Genomic DNA, 17,515 nt, shown 5'->3' on the forward strand with positions numbered 1-17,515 from the left:
GTCGCTGGTTCCTTTCGGCTTGCAGGTGTGTTCCGCGTCGGCTTATGGGAGAATGCGCGACGTTGAGGCTCGTCATGTGTCGGTGCCCCTTTAGGGGGCGGGCGCAGGCGCGGCTTGCCAGCATTTTTGCCCTATCTGTGAGAGCCATGACAGAGCAGCACGAAACCTTTCCCTCTGCGTTGGAAGCCATCTTTTTGGTGCTTGCTCTGTTTTTTGTGGAGCAGATCATCGTGGCCGTGCTGCACGATTTCAAACTCTACGCGGGCGACTGTATTTGTGATCTTTCCGGTCCCGTCGCGCTGATGGCAAACGGGGTCGTTTTCAGCGGCCTCATGTACTACAAACGCCTGCGTTATAGCGCCTTGTTTCATTCCGGGCAGGCGTCTGCCTTGGCCGTTATGAGCAGGCTGAGCGTTCCCCTGCTGCTGATCGTACCAGGGCTGACGTTTGCGGTAATCACCCTCACCACTTTGTGGGAAGGGGTATGGCCTTCTTCTGCTGCACAAAGAGCACTGATTGATCTGGCTACGCAAAATCCCTTCATTTTTGGCGTGAGTGTCTGTGTGTTGGCGCCCGTGTTGGAAGAGATGTTTTTCCGGGGCGTCATCCTGCGCAGTTTTTTGCAGCAGTATTCACGCCGTGCCGCGATCATCGGTTCTGCGCTGCTCTTTGGTGCCGCGCACCTGAATGGCCCCCAATTTGTGGCCGGGGCAGTGTTGGGGTGTGTGCTGGGCTGGGTGTATGAGCGGACACGCTCGCTATGGCCCTGCATCTTTCTGCATGCGGTCTATAACGTGCTTGTGAGCGTGATCCTTTTTCAGTCCTCCCCGAGCAGTAATGCAGATTGGCTGCCTTCAGGCAGCCTGATGGCGGTTGCTTTGGGGCTTGCGCTGATGGGGATTTTTTTCCTCAACCTGTTTCTATCACCCCGGCAGGGCAAGGCCTGATTTTTGCGTGTGCTGTTATGTTGTGAGTGGTGGGCTCAGGGCGCGGTGTCTGGGATGAACTCCAGCATGTGATCGCCCCTCCGCGTGGGATGGTAGGGGGTGTCAGCCCTGTCCATGATGCTCACACCGGTAAATACCAATACATCCCCCAATTTTGGGATGAAGGCGATGGAGTCATCATCTTCTCCCACAAGGTAGCCTTGCGTTTCAATCCTGTCCCGGTTGAAGGGGAAACGGCCTTGGATGGTGGTCAGCCGATTGTTGTCACGCGGTTGGGGGAAGGGAATGTCTTCGAGCATGAAACGGATGGTGCGGTAGAGATCGTCCTGTATGGCCTGTTTGAGCAGTGCGCCATCATTGGCAGTCCAACTGTTCTCTCCCACCAGTGGGCGGGAGATGCGGGTGGAAGCTATATAGCGTGTGCTCCAGATGGATTGCCGACTTGTGGCGTCATGTAGCGAGACTTTGAATAGGGCAAAGGGGCGCACCTTGTAGTCGTTCACGTAGCTGAGGAGGATGGCACTGGTGATATCCAGCGTGGGGGCATGCTCATCGGGTGTCAGGCTGAAAAGGCTGGAAATCTGCCGGGTGGCGATTTGTTTGTAGGCAAGCTCTTGTGCTTGAGCTCTGACTTTTTGTTGCAAAGTGCTTTCTATAGCCTTCAACTCTATTTGGCTTAAAGGTTTGCGGATACTGTTTTGAGGAAGAATGCCGATTGTGTCAAACAAACGGCCCGCTGTGCCTTCCTTGGGATAGGCCGCGATGATGACCTGGCTGTTTGGAACGCGCAGGGTGCTGATGCCAAGTGGCAGATCCACCATGTCGGAGAGTTTGTCCTCGGTGAAATTCAGGACGATGGGCTGAGATTGAGCGGGCGCAGGTCTTGCGTTCTCAAATGTGGCGCAGCCAGAGGCGAGTAATGCGAGGCAGGCCAGGAATGGGTAGGCGAGCTTTGAAGGTGACAGCATGGCGTTGCCTCTGGGAATAGCGGGTTGTTGGTTTTCTCTTGTAGCGAAGTCGTTTTTCCATGACCCAGATGGAAAAAGGTTATGTAGGCAAGATTCTAACCATATGGCATGCTGCATGGCAACGGGAACAGGCATATAAACATGGGCTTTGTGGTTTTTCCGCGCGGTGGTCAGACGTAATATGACCGTGGCGGGCATCAGACACAGTGGATGCAGTTGGCAGGGCGGTAGGATAGAATACGTTGTGGTGTAGGATCAAAAGCGTCCTGCAATTGATTATTGACGTTGTTTCTCAAGTAAACTCATCGTGGTTTTATCGCTGGTTTGCGCAGGCCGATGGCAGCGATGCTGTGAATTCAAGGTTTGTGGCGCTGAAATTTCATGATATTTGTGGGGAGTTATGATGAATAGCAGTGTTTCTATGGCGGCAAAACTTCTGGGAGCGATGCTGATCGGCTGCATGGCCAATCTGGCCTCGGCAAAGGATATGGTCTTGGCTGAGGTTCATCCCGATGGGCATGTGATTGTCACCGCCGAGGCGCTCTTTGCCAAGCGCTTTGCAGAGCTGACCCAAGGTGAGGTCAAAGTGGACCTGAAAACGGGCGGTAAGTTGGGGAATGAAACCCAGTCCTGGGCCAAAGTACGTGATGGCTCCATTGATATCGTGCGGATCAATTGCGCTGAACTGGCCAAGGATGTGAAAAGCATCCAGTTCCTGAGTCTGCCTTACCTGTTCCGTTCGCGTGATCACATGTGGCGTGTGCTGGATGGCGACTTCGGCAAGCGCGCGGATGCCGAAGTGGAAAAGAACGGGGCGATCGTGCTGGCTTATTATGACAGCGGCACGCGTTCGTTCTATACCTCCAAGAAGCCGATTCGCAGCCGTGCGGATTTCAAGGGGATGACGATCCGTATTCAGAATTCCCCCGTGTACAAAGATCTGATTACTGAGTTGGGCGCCACGCCGGTTGTCATTCCTTATAACGATGTGACTGAAGCCTTCAAAACCGGCAAGATTGATGGGGCCGAAAACAACTTTGTCTCCTACATGGAAAGCGGGCATTACAAATATGCCAAATACTATTCCATGGATGAGCATTCTTCTGTGCCGGAAGTTCTGCTGATGTCCAAGAAGTCCTGGGACAAACTCACCCCCGCACAGCGCAAGGCGGCGCAGGATGCTGCCCATGAGTCAGCCGAGCTGATGAAGAAACTGTGGGCAGATGCCGAAGTGGCAGCCGCCGCCAAGGTGAAGAAGGAAGGTGCCGTGATCATCGAGAAGGGACAGATGAATTTTACCGGCATTGAAGAATTTGCAGTGCGCCTGTATTCCAAATACATTCAGGATGCAGCAGACCTGAACCTTGTTCTGGGTATCATGCGCACAAAGTAATTTATTTCTTTGGAATATATTGTCGCCAGAAAGAAAAAGCTCCTTCGGGAGCTTTTTCTTTGATAGGTGCTTGGGTTGTGATCTACATCGGGCCTTTGATGCATTGGCAACAGGGCTGGTCCTGCGCAGGCATCTCAGACCATTTGTTCAGATCATAGTCCAGCATTGCACAATAACAAACCAGATGGTGGTTGCAGGCAGGGGTAAGGCGGATTTTGGCCTGTGCTTCGCTCTGGCGTAAATCAATGGCGCCGGGCAGGCGGTGGTAATCAAACCCCATTGGTACGCGAGGAACAATATCCAGCGAGTAGTTGTACACTTTGTATTGCTGGACGCGTGCATTGAAAGCCTGGCCGAATTTTTCGTCTCCGGGGTGAGGCGAACAGTCAGGCAGACAGGCGATTACCCAGCGGGGTGGCCAGATCGAATGTCAGATAGGTAGCGACAGCGCTGCCCAAGCTGTGACCAACTACAGTCAGCGAGGCTTGGTTTCCTATCAGCTTGCAAATGCCATCTACCACCGGTTGCGCCGGGGCGGTGGCATTTGTCCTCAGGCGCATGCTGCTGTAGATGCCCCAGAAGCCTTCTTCCACGCGGCCTGCTACGGGGTGAGGAATCTGGACGAATTCGGCATCCTCAATCCATTCGACAATGCCAGAGGTGCCACGCACGATGGCGATGTATTGTTCGGGTGAAGCGATGCTTTGTGCCACGACGCCATAAAAAGCTTCCTTGGCTTCTTTCAGATTGATTTTGTTTTGTCCTTTGCGCAGGATTACGTCTAGCGCAGTGAGATAGCCGACCACTTTCCAGTCTTTTGCAAGGCGGGGGTCGGTTGGGGGGGATGAGCGGATGGCCTGGAGTGCCATCATACATATCCATCACATACACACCCAGCAGGCCCAATGCGGCAGCGGCAGGATCGTTGATCATGGCCGTATCTCCCTGACAGTGTCTTTTGTTCGTCGCAGAATGCATCTTTGCGGATGAAGCCAGCATTCCATTGATCATAGTCCTTTTGCATGCAAGCGCTGGCAGGCTAAAGGGTAGGTGGCGACACTTTTGTTTGCGTTGTTTCCGCCATAATCTTGATTGGCATTGCCCGGCTTGTCGGTCTAGGCTAGAAGAGGCTGGTTGTGTGCGTAGGGCCACATTGAGGCAGCGCTGCTTGAACCGCTTATTGCTGGCACGTGTGTTGGTAGGCTTGGGAGGGATGAACGATGAAAGTCCTTCTGTTTGGCGCAACAGGCATGGTGGGGCAGGGCGTTTTGCGCGCCTGTCTGGCAGATCCCGAAGTCGAGTTGGTACAGACGGTGGGGCGTACTGCAACAGGCTTACAGCATTTGCGTCTTGTAGAGCTGGTCCACGCCGATCTTTTCCATCTGGAGGCTGTGCAGGATAGTTTGCGTGGTTTTGATGCCTGTTTCTTTTGCCTGGGAGCCTCTGCTCTGCGGATGGGCGAGGTGGAATTCACCCGCATCAATCACGATCTGCCTCTGGCTGTGGCGCAAGTCTTGATCGCGTGCAATCAGAAAATGACGTTTGTGTACGTCTCGGGGGCAGGCAGCAACTCATACAGCCATATCATGTGGGCGCGGGTCAAGGGCCATACCGAGGTGGATCTGTTGTCCTTGCCTTTCAAAGCGGTTTATCTCTTCCGCCCCGGGTTGATTCAACCTTTGCAGGGCATCCGTTCGAAAACACCGCTGTATCGTGTGGTGCTGACGCTGGCTGCACCTGTGCTGCCCGTGTTGCGTTGGCTGCTTCCCCACTGGGTGCTGACGACAGAGATTGTGGGCCGGGCGATGCTTGCGGTGGTACGCCAAGGAAGCGAGGTTCCTTTTGTTGAAGCACCGGAGATCGCGCGTCTGGCCGCCTTGCGGTAAGCGATCACGCCTGCCGCAAGGCATGTGCGAGCATCCTGCGTCAGTGGCTGACTTCCTGGCTGACCAGCTTGCCAAGCTCACCACTGGCCTTCATGGCTTTGATGGTTTCGTTGAACTGCTTGAGTAGTGCTGCCTTGTTGGCTGATTTCGAGAATGCCAGATAGGTTGGGTTTTGGGCCAATGGAATGGCGGCTGCCGCAAGCGTCTTGTATTTCTGCAAGAGGCTATCTCCGGCTTCGGCTACAGCGATGACGGCGTCAACCCGGCCTATGTCCAGTTTTTGGAAGTTCAGATCATCCCCGGTGGTTTCGTCAGCCGTAATGCTGCCTGCCTTGCGGGCTGCATCAAATTCATCGCCATAGCTCCAGCCACGGAGTACCCCGACCTTTTTACCCTTCAGGTCTTCGACCTTGCTGAACGTGATTGGATGGGCCTTGGCAAAATAGACGACAAGCTTTTCAGTGAAGATCTGGTCGCTGAAGTCATATTTCTTTTCCCGCTCGGCATTCTTGTAGATGCCCCCCACGCCTGCACCACTTTGGTCGATTTCCTGCAAGGCACGTGCCCAGGGTTTTGCCTGGAGTGAAACTGCTGTTTTCATCTGCTTGAATGCCGCATCAATAACCGCCGGATAAATACCGACCACCTTGCCATCCTTGCTATACATGAACGGAGGATTGGCTTGGTCGAAATTGATGATGAGCGGGTCTGCGGCCAGTGCGGCCAACGGAACAATTGCCAACACAAAGGTGCAGAGAAGCTTGGTGATTTTCATCTTTCCCCCTTTTTGGGTGAGTGTAGGCGCTGAAGTGATCTCTGCGCATAATGGCGGTAATCCAGAGTGTTCAATCCGTCTGAACACTTGCGTCCAAGCGTGCAGACGCCCCGGCAAGCGCATGCTGAAACTGCACAGCAGCTTGTGCATTGTGTAACCAAAGTCGCGCTGTTTGCAGGAAAAAGAGACGATAGGGTAGGTGGCAGCCGTTGTCAGACGGAGGGGGGATACCTGGAGACGACTATGTCAGCAGGTTTTTGTACCTTCCTGGATGTTTGTCGCGCTGTGGGCAAATGGGCGAGAAGGCAATCACTCTGTTTTGTCTGGGTAGGCGCACAAATCGCGTACCAGACAGGTGCCGCATTTGGGGCTGCGCGCAGTACAGGTATAGCGGCCATGAAGAATCAGCCAGTGATGCGCATCAATCAGGAAATCCTTCGGGATGCGCTTGTACAGTGCGTGTTCCACGGCCAGCACATCTTTGCCAGGGGCCAGCCCCATGCGGTTTGAGACGCGGAAGATGTGGGTATCCACAGCCATGACTGGCTCACGCCACAGCGCATTGAGGACTACGTTGGCTGTCTTGCGGCCCACGCCGGGCAGGGCTTCAAGTGCCTCACGCGAATGGGGGACTTCGCCAGCATGACGCTCCAGCAGCTGGCGGCTGAGCATGGCAACGTTCTTGGCCTTGTTGCGGTACAGGCCAATAGTCTTGATGTATTCGGCGATACTTTCTTCGCCGAGGGTGACCATGGCTTCGGGTGTGGGGGCGACCGGGAAGAGGCGCCGCGTAGCTAGATTCACCCCTTTATCGGTCGCCTGTGCGGACAGCACCACTGCTACCAGCAACTGAAATGGTGAGCCGTATTCCAGTTCGGTGACCGGGTGAGGGTTGGCCGCCTGCCAACGGGCAAAGGCTTCGCGGATCGAAGCCTTGTCCATCAGTTTTGCCATGGTTCAGTGCGTGGCCGAGGCCAATTCGCCGCCCTGCGTGGGCGTGGGAACGGCTTTGGCCTTGCGTGCCTGTTGCCAGTTTTTGGTGGCGATCAGGCAGGCCAGGGTGATGAAGGCGCCGGGCGGCAGGATGGCGATCAGGAAGCCCGGATAGTCCGCAGGCAGAATCTGGATCGGCGACGCGCCGGAGATGACGCTGTCAATTCCGTTGAGCAACGCACCGTTGCCCACGAATTCGCGCACGCCACCCAATACGGCCAGCACTAGGGTCAGACCAAAGCCCATGGCTGCGCCATCCAGCGTTGATGCCACCACGCCGTTCTTGGCGGCAAAGGCCTCTACGCGGGCAAGCACGATGCAGTTGGTGACGATCAGCGGAATATAGATCCCCAGCACAAGGTAGATCTCATGCATCCAGGCGTTCATGGCCAGATCCAGAATTGTGACCAGTGCCGCGATAATCAGAATAAATACAGGAATGCGGATTTCATAGGGGATGAATTGCCGCAGGGCAGAGACAACCCCGTTGGACAAGGCCATCACGACCACCGTGGCAAGCCCCAGGCTGACGCCGTTGACGATTGAGGTGGACACGGCAAGAATGGGGCACATGCCCAGCATCTGTACCAGACCGGTGTTCTGTTTCCAGATGCCATTCCAGGCGACTTCAGAGAGCTTCTGACTCATGGTTTTTCCCCTTGCTGATACAGGGTTTCACGGTGTTCAGTGGCATAGCGTACTGCGCGGGCCACTGCATCGGTTACGGCACGCGCCGAGATGGTTGCACCTGTGCGGTAGGCAAAATCGCCTTCATCTTTCTTGACCTTCCAGCGTTCCAGGGGAAGCGTGGCAGGAGACTTGCCCGTGAACTGGTTGATCCAGGGGTTGGTCTTGTTCTTGTCCTTGGCCGGGTCAATGTAATCCCCCAGGCCAGGGGTTTCGTGATGTTCGGTGACGCGTACACCACCAACACTGCCATCGGCCATCACCGAAATCACCAGCCATATCTTTCCGGCATATCCATTCGGGGCGATGGCTTCCATGACCAGTGCCACGGGTTGCCCCCCTTTGCGGGCACGCCAGATGTGCCCGCCCGCATCCAGCCCCAACTCGGGGGTGGGGCCCAGCACCAGTTCATCCTTGAGAAGCTGGTTGTCATAGGCTGAGGGCGGCAGCACGGCGTTGATCAACACGAGCTTTTGCGCCTCGCTGCTCTTGGCAATGGTGTCCTTGGTGCTCAGATAGGTCCCTGCCATCAGGGCGGTGAATGCCAAAGTGAAAATGGACATGATCAGCGCCGTACTCAGCGAGAGCTTGAGCGGGTTGGGGCTGCTTTCTGCGGGGGTTTCGACGACAGGTTCGCTCATTGCTTTGCTTGATCCTTGTTAGGGTGCGGCAGGGCGGCCAGTTGCTCCAGCGAGCCGCCTTCGATGGCCAGCAGTGCTTCCAGGCGGGGCAGCAGCGGCCCCAGGCGTTCTTCCATGTAACCGCGAATGGTATCGACCGTGACCTGGGTTGCGCGTTCGATTTCAATATTGACGCGTGCGCCAACCTGCTTGTTGGCAAACGTGGTGGCGCGCAGGGTTTCGGGAATGAACCACACCGAGAAGCGGCTGCTGGCGCGATCCATGTCGCTCACCGTTAGGCTGCAGCCATTTACAGCGATATAGCCTTTGGCAAACACATAGCGTGCCCATTCCGGCAAGAGTTGGAATGTCATCACCATATTGTTCTCAGGTGTGTCGATCTTGATGATCTGGGCCGTGCAGTCAACGTGGCCGGAGAGTGGGTGGCCGCCGATTTCTGCACCATCGCGGGCGGCGCGTTCCACATTGACTTCGCTACCCGCTTCCAGATCAATCAGGGTGGTGCGCGCAAGGCTTTCCTGCATCACATCGAAGCTAGCCTGACCCGGTGCATGGGTGGTTACGGTGAGGCAGACCCCATCCACCGCCACGCTGGCGCCGATTTCCAAGCCCTGGTCAAAATCCGCAGGGAAAGCCAAGACGATGGAATACAGCCCCTGGAGGCGCTGGATATCCTGAACGTGGGCACGACCTTTTACGATTCCGGTAAACATGATGGGGCTTCCTCAGTCGTTCTTGTGGCCGAATACCGGCGGCTGGGTCTTCATGTCGATGATCGGCACGCAGATGTTGAGCAGCAAGGTGGCGAAGGCCACACCGTCAGGGAAGGAACCAAATTCCCGGATCAGGTAGGTGAGTATCGCTGCGCAGGTGGCGTAGATCAGCTTGCCACGTGGTGTGGAGGCTGCCGAGACCGGATCGGTAAAGATAAAAAATGCCCCAAGCATGCTGGCGCCCGCTGCAATGTGCAGCAAGGGGGAGGCGTAATGCACGGGATGGATGACCCAGAACAAGCCGGAGATTACGCCCAATGAAACAATGAATGCAGTGGGAATATGCCAGGTGATCACCTTTTGCTGGCACAGCCATACGCCGCCGATGAGGTAACCCAGCGTAACCCATTCCCAGTGCTTGCCACCTGCCCAGCCAAATACCTGGCTCTGCATTACACTGTCAACGCTGGCGCCTGCTGCACGCAAACCGGTACGCAATGTATCGAGCGGGGTGGCGGAGGTGATGGCGTCCAGTGCTCGTGTGGCCGGGTCAGAAATACCAAAGATGGCATGGAACTGCCCGGCAGTATCCAGTTGTGAGGAAGGCCACTGAGACATCAGCGAGGGGAAGGCGACAATCATCACCGCGTAGGCGAGCATGGCCGGGTTGAATACGTTCTGCCCCAAGCCTCCGTACAGATGCTTGCCAACCACGATGGCGATGGCTGTCCCCACCACCACCATCCACCACGGGCCGATGGAGGGAAAGGCCAGGGCAATGAGCCAGGCGGTGACAATGGCGGAGAGATCGGTGACAAACAATTGAACCGGCTTGCCGCGCACCTTGAGTACCAGGGCTTCGGCGGCCAGTGCCGTGGCGCTGGCCAGCGCCAGTTGCACCAGTACGCCGATGCCGAATTGCCACACATAGGCGGCAACGGCTGGGAGCAGGGCGAGCAGAACCTTCAGCATCACGCGGGTGACGCTGTTGTTGGCACGGATATAGGGCGAGTTGTTGAGCATGATTCGGGGTCAGGGGCGTGGCAGGCTGGCGTAGATCATGTCCAGCACTTCCATGTTGCGGATCGATTCGTCCAGCCTGAACTTGGGCTGGCGGTTTTCTAGGACGGCGGCGGAGAAGTCTTCCACTTCTTCTAGGTAGCGGTTGCTCTCGGCCACTGCAATACGCTCAACACCACTGGCGGTGCGCAGCGTCAGCTCGCCTGCCGTGTCGAGGAAGGGATCGGGAATCTCCAGTACGCCTTCAGTACCGATGATTTCAGCACGCACAAAGGGGTGGGCGTTAAAGCCGCAGTGCAGGGTAGCAACAATCCCGTTTTCATAGCGCAAAACGGCAGAGAGATTATTGTCTACGCCATTTTCAAAGCTGGCTTCAGCGTGGCAGGCGACGGGCTTGAGTCCACCGGTGACCAGTCCGAGCAGGTTGATCGGGTAGCAGCCCACGTCGTAGAGCGCGCCGCCGCCTAATTCTGGCTGGATCTTGATGGTGTTGGCACGGTTCAGGAAGAAGCGGAAGCTCGCGTTGATGTGGCGGATTTCGCCCAGCTTCCCGCTCTTGAGGACGGCCTCGACCTGCCGGGTGCGATCCGAGTAGCGGTACATGAAGGCTTCCATCAGGATGCGCCCGCTGGCCTTGGCCGCATCAACCATGCGGCGGGCTTCGGCAGTATTCAGTGCCAAAGGCTTCTCGCACAGCACGTGTTTGCCCGCTTCCAGAGCCTTGATCGCCCACCCACAATGCTGGGAATTGGGCAGTGGGATGTACACCGCCTGCACTTTGCTGTCTGCCAGCACATCCTCATAGCGCGTATAGGTGTTGGGGATCACGAACTCTTTGCTGGCTTCAGCAAGCTTGGCCGGGTCACGCGAGGCGAGTGCCACCACGTTGCCGTTGTGCGAACGCTGAATGGCAGGAATGACGCTATTGCGAGCGATACGTGCAAAACCCAAAACACCCCACTGGACGACCTGGCTCATGGCTGCTCTCCTGCATTAGGTTGTGATTCGGACGTGCTTGCGGCAGGCGCAGCCACAGGTGCCGCGTGCTCCGCATCCGCTTTTTGCGCCTTGGCGCGTGCCATGGCAGCGGCAATCAGGGCCTTCTTCGGATCATCCTCCGTGGCATTGATGGCGGCGTCGCCTGATGTGATGGCCGATGAACGTGCTGCGGCAGTGCGGGCAGCCAGCTTTTCGGCCTTTTCACGCTTTTCACGCTCGATGCGGTCGTTACGTGCCTCGAAACGGACGCGGGCACTATCTGCCGCATCTTTCTGGCGTTCCCGTGCCCAGATTTCGGTCTTGGCAAAGCGGTAGTAATCCACCAGCGGGATATTTGATGGGCATACGTAGGCGCAGCAACCACATTCAATGCAGTCGAAAAGGTGGTATTCCTGCGTCTTGCCGAAATTCTTGGCGCGACTATGCCAATACATTTCGAAAGGCTGAAGATCGGTGGGGCAGGCGCGGGCGCATTCTCCGCAGCGGATGCAAGGCATTTCCGGCGGAGGCGGGGGGAACAACGCGGGGCTGGAAGCAATAATGCAGTTGGTGGCCTTGACCACTGGCACATCCAGCGCAGGCATGCGGAAACCCATCATCGGCCCACCCATGACGAAGCTGTCGGTGCCTGCCTTGACTCCAGCATGTTGAGCGACAAAATCCATCGGCGTGCCAAAGCGCACTTCATAATTTCGCGGCTTTTCAACGTTGCCTGCCACGGTGACGATACGCGAAATAAGCGGCCGCCCCAGCTCAATCGCTTCGTAGATCGCGTAGGCCGTGCCGACGTTGAAGCACTGCACCCCATAGTCGGTGGAGCGTTTGCCGTGGGGGACTTCAATGCCCGTGAGCACACGGATAAGCTGCTTGGCACCACCCGCAGGGTAGCGGGTGGGGACAGCCACAATCTGGATGTGCTCGAACTTGGCAGCCGCCGCCTGCATGGAGGCAACAGCCTCGGGCTTGTTGTCCTCAATGCCGACCACGGCCTCTTCGGCCTGGAGCAGTTCGCGCATGATGGCAACACCACGCAGAATCAGTTCCGGGCGCTCGCGCATAAGCAGATCGTCGCAGGTGATGAAGGGCTCACACTCTGCCCCGTTGATCACCAGCGTTTTCATCGGCGTGTTCTTGCCTGCCTTGAGTTTTACGTGGCTGGGGAAAACGGCTCCACCTAGACCCACCACACCCGCGTCGCGCAGGTAATCGCGTACCTCGTCGGCTGGCAGTGAGTGGTAGGCCAGCTTCTCGGTGGCGATCCACTCATCCTTGCCATCGGGTTCGATGACTACACACAGCATGGTTAGCCCGGAAGTGTGAGCCATGAGCCGTGGCTCAATGGCCACCACCGTGCCCGAAGTCGGCGCATGGATGGCGGAAGAATAGTTGCCATCAGGCGCGCCAACACGTTCACCCTTGAGCACCTTTTGGCCCACTGACACCAGTGGAATCGGCACGCCCCCTACACTCTGGTGCAGCGGCACAACGAATTGCGCGGGCAGCGGCAATTGGGCGATCGGCTCACGGGTGGAGTCGAGCTTGTTGGTTTGCGGTTTGACCCCGCCATTGAAGCTGAAAAGTTTGCGCAGGGTGGCGTTCATGCGGCGTTCCTCGTCGCAACAGGTTTGAGCTGGAAGCTGGGGTAGCGCCACTTCCAGGTATCCACGGTTTCTTCCACCACCTGCATGCTGATGCAGTCGACGGGGCAGGGCGCTACGCACAACTCACAGCCCGTGCACAGCGAAGAGATGATGGTATGCAACTGCTTGGCAGCGCCAGAGATGGCGTCCACCGGGCAGGCTTGCAGGCACAGGGTGCAGCCGATGCAGGTGTTCTCATCAACAAAGGCCACGGCCTTGGGTTTTTCCACGCCCGCTTCGGCGTTCAGCGGCTTGTATTCCCGCCCGAGCAGGTCAGCCAGTTTATGGATGCCGTCATCCCCACCAGGAGGGCAGCGGTTGATGTCTGCTTCGCCATTGGCAATGGCCGTGGCATAGGGTTTGCAGCCTGGGAAACCACACTGGCCGCACTGGGTTTGCGGCAGGATGGCGTCGATCTTGTCGACCAACGGGTCGCCTTCAACCTTGAATTTGAGCGAGGCATAGCCAAGCGAGGCACCGATCAGGATGGCCAAGCCCAGCATGGCAAGAAGTGCAATCAACATAGATTTAGAACCTGTCGAGTCCGGCAAAACCCATGAACGCAAGGCTCATGATGCCTGCAGTGATAAGCGCAATAGGGGTGCCACGGAAGGGCACAGGGGTATCTGCACCTTCGATCCGTTCGCGCAAACCGGCGAATAGTACGAGCGCCAGCGAAAAGCCGACTGAGCAGCCAAAGCCGAAAATCAGCGCCTCCGCCATGTCGTGCTTGTAGGCCACCGACAGCAGGGGGACGCCAAGCACGGCACAGTTGGTGGTGATCAACGGCAGATAGATGCCCAATACCTGATGCAGGACCGGCATTGTCTTCTCCAGCACCATTTCGGTCATCTGCACAATGGCCGCGATCACCACGATGAACGCCAGCGTCCGCAGGTAGCCGATGTCCAGGGGGGTGAGCAGGTAATGGTCGATGATGTAGCTGGTGCCACAACCCAGGGTCAGCACGAAAGTGGTGGCTGCCCCCATGCCCAGAGCTGTTTCCAGCTTTTTCGATACCCCCAGGAAGGGGCACAGGCCCAGGATGCGAACCAGAACCACGTTGTTGACCAGTACCGCACCGATCAGAAGGAAAATGTAATGTGCCATGCTGCATTGCCCTCCAGCGGGCAGGAGTCGAACTCAAAGTGTAACGATTGTGGCTACCATACGCCGGAAAACCATAGGTGGGCCAAAGGCCTTGAGGCAGGCTGCGATTATCCGCTGCTCTGCCTGACCCGCTCAATGAGTAGAGTGTTATACCGGTATATAAAATTAGGTATAGATCCAAGCTTTTGATTCTTAAGGCACTTGCCTGGGTGTGCGGAGCTTTCTATCCGGCTTTTGCGGTGGCTGACCCGGTTTTGTCAAAGTGATGGTCGTGAGTCAAGATAGTGCGGATCAGGTGGCTTTCAAAATGCAGCCTTGTGGCGCTTGACTTGCGGGCATATAGGCATCACCGGGGTGCGTGTGGTTTTACTTTTTTGCATCAACAAAAGCAAAGGCCATAAAATCTACGCTCTCCCGCACAGGAACGATGGCATGACGCTTTGTGAGCATTGTGAAAGATTGCACGCCCAACCCGATTACTCCCACCCCAAGTTGCTGGCGGATATTGATCGGCAAAGAGCACATACGGGCACATTGATTCTGCCGATGATTGGCACATGCTCACAGTGCAAATCGGTGTGGCGTTTTGACGGAAGATCTTCAACCCTGCTGGAGTAGCGGTTGGCGGGTTTGTTTTGAGGCCGTTTTAGCCGAAAAAGCGTATCCAGACTACTGAGATGGGCAGGATCAGCGCCAGAGAGGGAAGCATATTCACGATGGGGAATATCTTGATGCCGCAAATGCGCAAGCCGGTGGCCAGCATGATGACGCCTCCGACTGCGGAGAAATCCGCCAGCATGGCCGGTGAGGTGAGCGGCACGACAAGGTGGGCGCTGAAATAGAGAATCCCCTGGATGAGTACCTGGGGAATGGCTATCAGGGTGACCGAAGCGCCCATCTCTGCGGCAAAGATGACAGCCGTGAAAAGATCCAGTACCGATTTGGCCATCAGAATGTTGGCGTCATGAGTCATGCCTTCGTGGATGGAGCCGAAGATCCCCATTCCGCTGGCACAGAACAGTACAAGAATAGTCACGTATTTGGCAATGAAGTCTTGGGCCCGAGGGCTGCCCTGTTCGCCGGGCAGAATGCGCTCAATATGGCGCTGCGCCCAGCTAATCGCCAACTCCAGACCGCGTTCCAGGTAGAGCAATTCACCGATGCAGGCGCCAGCCAGCAGGGCCAGTGCCACAGCTGGGGTGGCGTGTACCTTGTTCATCAGCGTGGTGCCGATACTGGCTGAGAGAATGCCGCAAGTTAGTGGCAGCGCGTTCTTTACGCGGGCGGGCAGCTTGCGTCCCAACAGGGTGCCAGACACGCCGCCCAGCACCAGCGCACCACAATTGATCAAGGGGCCAAGCATGGCTATCTCCCGGTTACGGCCAAACCGGGGGCTACCGGGCTTCGCCTTGCAAGCAAATCGTAATGATATGATTCGCAAAGATTACCAGCTACATTGATTGATTAATAATACCTTATTGATTTTGAAACATATCAAAATGATATGAATAGATGCTTATGGATCTGAAGCGCATGCGTTACTTCTGTACGGTGGCCGAGCAAGGCCAGATCAGCCGGGCAGCCAAGGTGCTGCACATGGCTCAACCGCCGCTGAGCCAGCGTCTGCGTGAACTGGAAGAAGAGCTGGGCTGCGACCTGTTTGTGCGCAAAGGGCGCAGCATACAGCTGACCGAAGCGGGCTCCGTGCTCTATCGGCGCGCGCGTGACATCCTCCATGCCGTCGACGCCACGCGCGACGAAGTCATCCGCGTCTCATCCCAGAGCGAACCGGCACTGCGCATTGGGCTTTCTCCTACCTGCAAGCGTTTCTGGCTGAGGCACTTTTCGCGCTTGCGTAGTCACTTCACGGGGCGCCAGATCGGTTTGGTGGTCGGCGATTCCACCTATCTCGAACAATTGCTGCGCACGGGCGAACTGGATGTCGCACTGATGCAGCCGCCATTGCACCCGCAGGATCTTGCGGTGCATGAGGTGACGATCAGCAAGACCGCTGCGGTGTTCCCGGCTTGGCTTGTTGACGAGTCAATCCAGACGTTGTCTCTAGAGGAGCTTGGCCAGCACCCGTTGCTGCTTTTGCGCCGCTCGGTTGGCGTGGGGAGTTACGAGCGGCTCCTGCATTGCTTCAATGAAGCGGGACTTACTCCCAACGTCGTGCTCTATAGCTCTGATATCGATCCTCTGCTTGACGTTCTCAAGGAAGGCTTCGCAGGCATTGCCGTGATTCCCCAAACCGAAGCAGTCAGCATGGGCGAAGGTTTCCGCGTGCTGCCCATTGATATGGAGCTACCCGATTATCATTTGTCACTGGTGTGCTCCAAACCTGTGGCTAATCCAGCTTTGATTGAACAGTTGCTTGGCGTGTGGACAAATTAAAATGAGAGGCGATGCCCATTTTGTTTGCAGTGCGGTAATCTGATGTGGGTTTTATCCGTTTTCATTGGTACATGAATCATGCAGATCAAGAACTATCTGAACATCCCCGCCGTTGAAAAATCGATCCACAATGGCGAAGGCTTGGTGAAGAGCCGGAAGATTTTCGGTGCAGAAGATTTTGCCACCCAACTCAGTTACGTGGCGCATACCGAATTGCCGCCTGGAACATCATTTGGATTTCATACGCATACGGTTGATCGTGAGGAAATCTATGTGATCGAAAGCGGGCATGGCCGGGTGCAGATCAACGACAAGGAGTACCCCGTTACCGTGGGAGACGTGATTTTGACCGGCCTGGATGAGAGCCATGCGCTGTATAACGATTCGGCAGAGGTGATGAAGGTGTTTGTGTTCTGGGTGGCAAAGTAGAGCGTTTTAGTACAGGTTTATTCCATATGCCTAATCGCCTCTTTACTCTTTTCATCGGTAGGGACGTATACCAGGAGACGATCCCCGTTTTTGGGGGCTGACCACCAGTTGGTTTGCTGTAGGCTGATAATGCCTAGTTGCGGGTGGTGGAAGCGTTTGGTGCGGTTTTCAATGCCAAGCACTTCCTGGCGCTGCCACATGGTATGGAATTCCGGCGAAAGTGTGCAGAAACGCTGTAATTGTTCTTGCCAGATCGGGTCTTCCATGTGTTCGGCCATGGCGGCACGGTAGAGTGCAGCAAGCTGGGGAATCAGGTTTTCCCAGTCGGCCAGCCGGGCGCGCCAAGTGGGGTTGGCGATGGCTTGGAAGAGGCAATTGCGCTCTTCGGGGGCGATTGTGGCCAGATCGACGCCAATCAATCGGCAATAGGCTGGGTTGTAGCCGACGATGTCGAAACGGGCGGTCTGGATGATGGCGGGCAGGGGGTCAAGGTGGTCCAGAATGCTCTGTACCGCCGCGCTGGCGTGCCGACAGGAAGGCTTTGAGATATCTGCCTTGCGGCTCAGGCCGGCCAGCGTGAAAAGGTGCTGGGTTTCGCTCTCGGTGCATTGCAGGGCGCGGGCAATGGCGTCCAATACCCGGGCTGAGACGTGGATGGGGCGGCCTTGCTCCAGGCGGGTGTACCAGGTGACACTGATGTTGGCCAGCTGTGCCACATCGTCTCGCCTCAAGCCTGGTGTGCGACGGCGCCCTATGCTGGGGATGCCCAGGCGGAGCGGATCAATGCTCTCGCGCCGGGCACGCAGAAACGCGCCCAGCGCAGCAATGCGCTCGGCCTCCTGCGGGTTGATTTCTGCTGTTCCGGGCAGCTTCGTAAATTCAGCCAAGTCCATGATTTTTCTCCAGGCAGGGATAATTTA

Annotated in this window: 20 protein-coding genes; 5 read left to right on the plus strand and 15 right to left on the minus strand. The window is 56.5% G+C overall.

Features of this window, described 5'->3' with window-relative positions; translation table 11 throughout:
- Window positions 1-146 precede the first annotated feature (146 nt).
- The gene (locus B145_RS26755; RefSeq protein ID WP_018610405.1) at window positions 147-947 is read left to right on the plus strand and encodes a CPBP family intramembrane glutamic endopeptidase; all 801 of its coding nucleotides are present in this window, start codon (window positions 147-149) and stop codon (window positions 945-947) included.
- A gap of 35 nt (window positions 948-982) precedes the next feature.
- On the opposite strand, the gene B145_RS0122435 is transcribed toward B145_RS26755, so the two are convergent.
- Window positions 983-1,915 (minus strand): hypothetical protein, encoded by a 933-nt coding sequence (locus B145_RS0122435; protein ID WP_018610407.1) that lies wholly within the window; start codon window positions 1,913-1,915, stop codon window positions 983-985.
- A gap of 421 nt (window positions 1,916-2,336) precedes the next feature.
- On the opposite strand from B145_RS0122435, the gene dctP reads away from it, so the two are divergent.
- Complete coding sequence (gene dctP / locus B145_RS0122440) at window positions 2,337-3,308, plus strand: TRAP transporter substrate-binding protein DctP (RefSeq protein ID WP_018610409.1); 972 nt, start codon at window positions 2,337-2,339, stop codon at window positions 3,306-3,308.
- An 82-nt stretch (window positions 3,309-3,390) separates the two neighbouring features.
- Here dctP and B145_RS0122445 read toward each other — a convergent pair whose 3' ends face one another.
- Both B145_RS0122445 and B145_RS0122450 read right to left on the minus strand, forming a co-directional pair.
- A complete protein-coding gene (locus B145_RS0122445) occupies window positions 3,391-3,627 on the minus strand; it encodes a hypothetical protein (RefSeq protein WP_157288592.1) in 237 nt (78 codons plus the stop codon).
- A 67-nt stretch (window positions 3,628-3,694) separates the two neighbouring features.
- Window positions 3,695-4,180, minus strand: a complete 486-nt coding sequence (locus tag B145_RS0122450; protein ID WP_083917856.1) for a lipase family protein — start codon at window positions 4,178-4,180, stop codon at window positions 3,695-3,697.
- Window positions 4,181-4,528: 348 nt separating this feature from the next.
- Between B145_RS0122450 and B145_RS0122455 the strand changes: the two genes are divergently transcribed.
- Entirely contained in the window at window positions 4,529-5,194 is a 666-nt protein-coding gene (locus B145_RS0122455) for an NAD(P)H-binding protein (RefSeq protein WP_018610415.1), read from the plus strand.
- Window positions 5,195-5,234: 40 nt separating this feature from the next.
- Here B145_RS0122455 and B145_RS0122460 read toward each other — a convergent pair whose 3' ends face one another.
- From B145_RS0122460 to B145_RS0122515, 11 genes are all read right to left on the minus strand, one after another.
- The gene (locus tag B145_RS0122460; RefSeq protein WP_018610417.1) at window positions 5,235-5,969 is read right to left on the minus strand and encodes a substrate-binding periplasmic protein; all 735 of its coding nucleotides are present in this window, start codon (window positions 5,967-5,969) and stop codon (window positions 5,235-5,237) included.
- Window positions 5,970-6,278: 309 nt separating this feature from the next.
- Entirely contained in the window at window positions 6,279-6,911 is a 633-nt protein-coding gene (gene nth / locus B145_RS0122465; RefSeq protein WP_018610418.1) for an endonuclease III, read from the minus strand.
- Window positions 6,912-6,926: 15 nt separating this feature from the next.
- Entirely contained in the window at window positions 6,927-7,610 is a 684-nt protein-coding gene (gene rsxE, locus B145_RS0122470) for an electron transport complex subunit RsxE (RefSeq protein ID WP_018610420.1), read from the minus strand.
- Window positions 7,607-8,290 (minus strand): electron transport complex subunit RsxG, encoded by a 684-nt coding sequence (gene rsxG / locus B145_RS0122475; protein ID WP_018610422.1) that lies wholly within the window; start codon window positions 8,288-8,290, stop codon window positions 7,607-7,609. The genes rsxE and rsxG overlap by 4 nt, the downstream gene beginning before the upstream one ends.
- Window positions 8,287-9,003, minus strand: a complete 717-nt coding sequence (locus tag B145_RS0122480) for a riboflavin synthase (protein ID WP_018610424.1) — start codon at window positions 9,001-9,003, stop codon at window positions 8,287-8,289. The genes rsxG and B145_RS0122480 overlap by 4 nt, the downstream gene beginning before the upstream one ends.
- Before the next feature lie 12 nt (window positions 9,004-9,015).
- On the minus strand, window positions 9,016-10,026 hold the full coding sequence (locus tag B145_RS0122485; protein WP_018610426.1) for an RnfABCDGE type electron transport complex subunit D: 1,011 nt from the start codon (window positions 10,024-10,026) through the stop codon (window positions 9,016-9,018).
- Window positions 10,027-10,035: 9 nt separating this feature from the next.
- On the minus strand, window positions 10,036-11,001 hold the full coding sequence (locus tag B145_RS0122490) for a Gfo/Idh/MocA family protein (protein ID WP_018610428.1): 966 nt from the start codon (window positions 10,999-11,001) through the stop codon (window positions 10,036-10,038).
- Window positions 10,998-12,623: an electron transport complex subunit RsxC gene (rsxC, locus tag B145_RS0122495; RefSeq protein ID WP_018610430.1), complete on the minus strand. Its 1,626-nt coding sequence runs from the start codon at window positions 12,621-12,623 to the stop codon at window positions 10,998-11,000. Before rsxC ends, B145_RS0122490 begins: the two co-directional genes overlap by 4 nt.
- Window positions 12,620-13,186: an electron transport complex subunit RsxB gene (gene rsxB / locus B145_RS0122500; RefSeq protein ID WP_018610432.1), complete on the minus strand. Its 567-nt coding sequence runs from the start codon at window positions 13,184-13,186 to the stop codon at window positions 12,620-12,622. Before rsxB ends, rsxC begins: the two co-directional genes overlap by 4 nt.
- Window positions 13,187-13,190: 4 nt before the next feature.
- Window positions 13,191-13,772 carry an electron transport complex subunit RsxA gene (gene rsxA / locus B145_RS0122505; RefSeq protein WP_018610434.1) on the minus strand — a complete coding sequence of 194 codons (582 nt, stop codon included), beginning with the start codon at window positions 13,770-13,772 and terminating at the stop codon, window positions 13,191-13,193.
- Window positions 13,773-14,418: 646 nt separating this feature from the next.
- A complete protein-coding gene (locus B145_RS0122515; protein ID WP_018610438.1) occupies window positions 14,419-15,135 on the minus strand; it encodes a DUF554 domain-containing protein in 717 nt (238 codons plus the stop codon).
- 149 nt (window positions 15,136-15,284) lie between these two features.
- On the opposite strand from B145_RS0122515, the gene B145_RS0122520 reads away from it, so the two are divergent.
- Both B145_RS0122520 and B145_RS0122525 read left to right on the plus strand, forming a co-directional pair.
- Window positions 15,285-16,166, plus strand: coding sequence for a LysR family transcriptional regulator (locus B145_RS0122520; RefSeq protein ID WP_245541904.1), 882 nt, complete (start codon window positions 15,285-15,287; stop codon window positions 16,164-16,166).
- A gap of 78 nt (window positions 16,167-16,244) precedes the next feature.
- Entirely contained in the window at window positions 16,245-16,595 is a 351-nt protein-coding gene (locus B145_RS0122525; protein ID WP_018610441.1) for a cupin domain-containing protein, read from the plus strand.
- A gap of 17 nt (window positions 16,596-16,612) precedes the next feature.
- On the opposite strand, the gene B145_RS0122530 is transcribed toward B145_RS0122525, so the two are convergent.
- Entirely contained in the window at window positions 16,613-17,488 is an 876-nt protein-coding gene (locus B145_RS0122530; protein ID WP_018610442.1) for a helix-turn-helix transcriptional regulator, read from the minus strand.
- Window positions 17,489-17,515: the final 27 nt, after the last annotated feature.

This window comes from Uliginosibacterium gangwonense DSM 18521 (assembly GCF_000373965.1).
Taxonomy (GTDB): domain Bacteria; phylum Pseudomonadota; class Gammaproteobacteria; order Burkholderiales; family Rhodocyclaceae; genus Uliginosibacterium; species Uliginosibacterium gangwonense.

What these genes read in the sequence shown, in the direction of transcription:
- B145_RS26755 (WP_018610405.1), top strand. Translation starts at nt 147, where the DNA reads ATGACAGAGCAGCACGAAACCTTTCCCTCTGCGTTGGAAGCCATCTTT.
- B145_RS0122435 (WP_018610407.1), bottom strand. Translation starts at nt 1,915, where the DNA reads ATGCTGTCACCTTCAAAGCTCGCCTACCCATTCCTGGCCTGCCTCGCA.
- dctP (WP_018610409.1), top strand. Translation starts at nt 2,337, where the DNA reads ATGGCGGCAAAACTTCTGGGAGCGATGCTGATCGGCTGCATGGCCAAT.
- B145_RS0122450 (WP_083917856.1), bottom strand. Translation starts at nt 4,180, where the DNA reads ATGATGGCACTCCAGGCCATCCGCTCATCCCCCCCAACCGACCCCCGC.
- B145_RS0122455 (WP_018610415.1), top strand. Translation starts at nt 4,529, where the DNA reads ATGAAAGTCCTTCTGTTTGGCGCAACAGGCATGGTGGGGCAGGGCGTT.
- B145_RS0122460 (WP_018610417.1), bottom strand. Translation starts at nt 5,969, where the DNA reads ATGAAAATCACCAAGCTTCTCTGCACCTTTGTGTTGGCAATTGTTCCG.
- nth (WP_018610418.1), bottom strand. Translation starts at nt 6,911, where the DNA reads ATGGACAAGGCTTCGATCCGCGAAGCCTTTGCCCGTTGGCAGGCGGCC.
- rsxE (WP_018610420.1), bottom strand. Translation starts at nt 7,610, where the DNA reads ATGAGTCAGAAGCTCTCTGAAGTCGCCTGGAATGGCATCTGGAAACAG.
- rsxG (WP_018610422.1), bottom strand. Translation starts at nt 8,290, where the DNA reads ATGAGCGAACCTGTCGTCGAAACCCCCGCAGAAAGCAGCCCCAACCCG.
- B145_RS0122480 (WP_018610424.1), bottom strand. Translation starts at nt 9,003, where the DNA reads ATGTTTACCGGAATCGTAAAAGGTCGTGCCCACGTTCAGGATATCCAG.
- B145_RS0122485 (WP_018610426.1), bottom strand. Translation starts at nt 10,026, where the DNA reads ATGCTCAACAACTCGCCCTATATCCGTGCCAACAACAGCGTCACCCGC.
- B145_RS0122490 (WP_018610428.1), bottom strand. Translation starts at nt 11,001, where the DNA reads ATGAGCCAGGTCGTCCAGTGGGGTGTTTTGGGTTTTGCACGTATCGCT.
- rsxC (WP_018610430.1), bottom strand. Translation starts at nt 12,623, where the DNA reads ATGAACGCCACCCTGCGCAAACTTTTCAGCTTCAATGGCGGGGTCAAA.
- rsxB (WP_018610432.1), bottom strand. Translation starts at nt 13,186, where the DNA reads ATGTTGATTGCACTTCTTGCCATGCTGGGCTTGGCCATCCTGATCGGT.
- rsxA (WP_018610434.1), bottom strand. Translation starts at nt 13,772, where the DNA reads ATGGCACATTACATTTTCCTTCTGATCGGTGCGGTACTGGTCAACAAC.
- B145_RS0122515 (WP_018610438.1), bottom strand. Translation starts at nt 15,135, where the DNA reads ATGCTTGGCCCCTTGATCAATTGTGGTGCGCTGGTGCTGGGCGGCGTG.
- B145_RS0122520 (WP_245541904.1), top strand. Translation starts at nt 15,285, where the DNA reads ATGCTTATGGATCTGAAGCGCATGCGTTACTTCTGTACGGTGGCCGAG.
- B145_RS0122525 (WP_018610441.1), top strand. Translation starts at nt 16,245, where the DNA reads ATGCAGATCAAGAACTATCTGAACATCCCCGCCGTTGAAAAATCGATC.
- B145_RS0122530 (WP_018610442.1), bottom strand. Translation starts at nt 17,488, where the DNA reads ATGGACTTGGCTGAATTTACGAAGCTGCCCGGAACAGCAGAAATCAAC.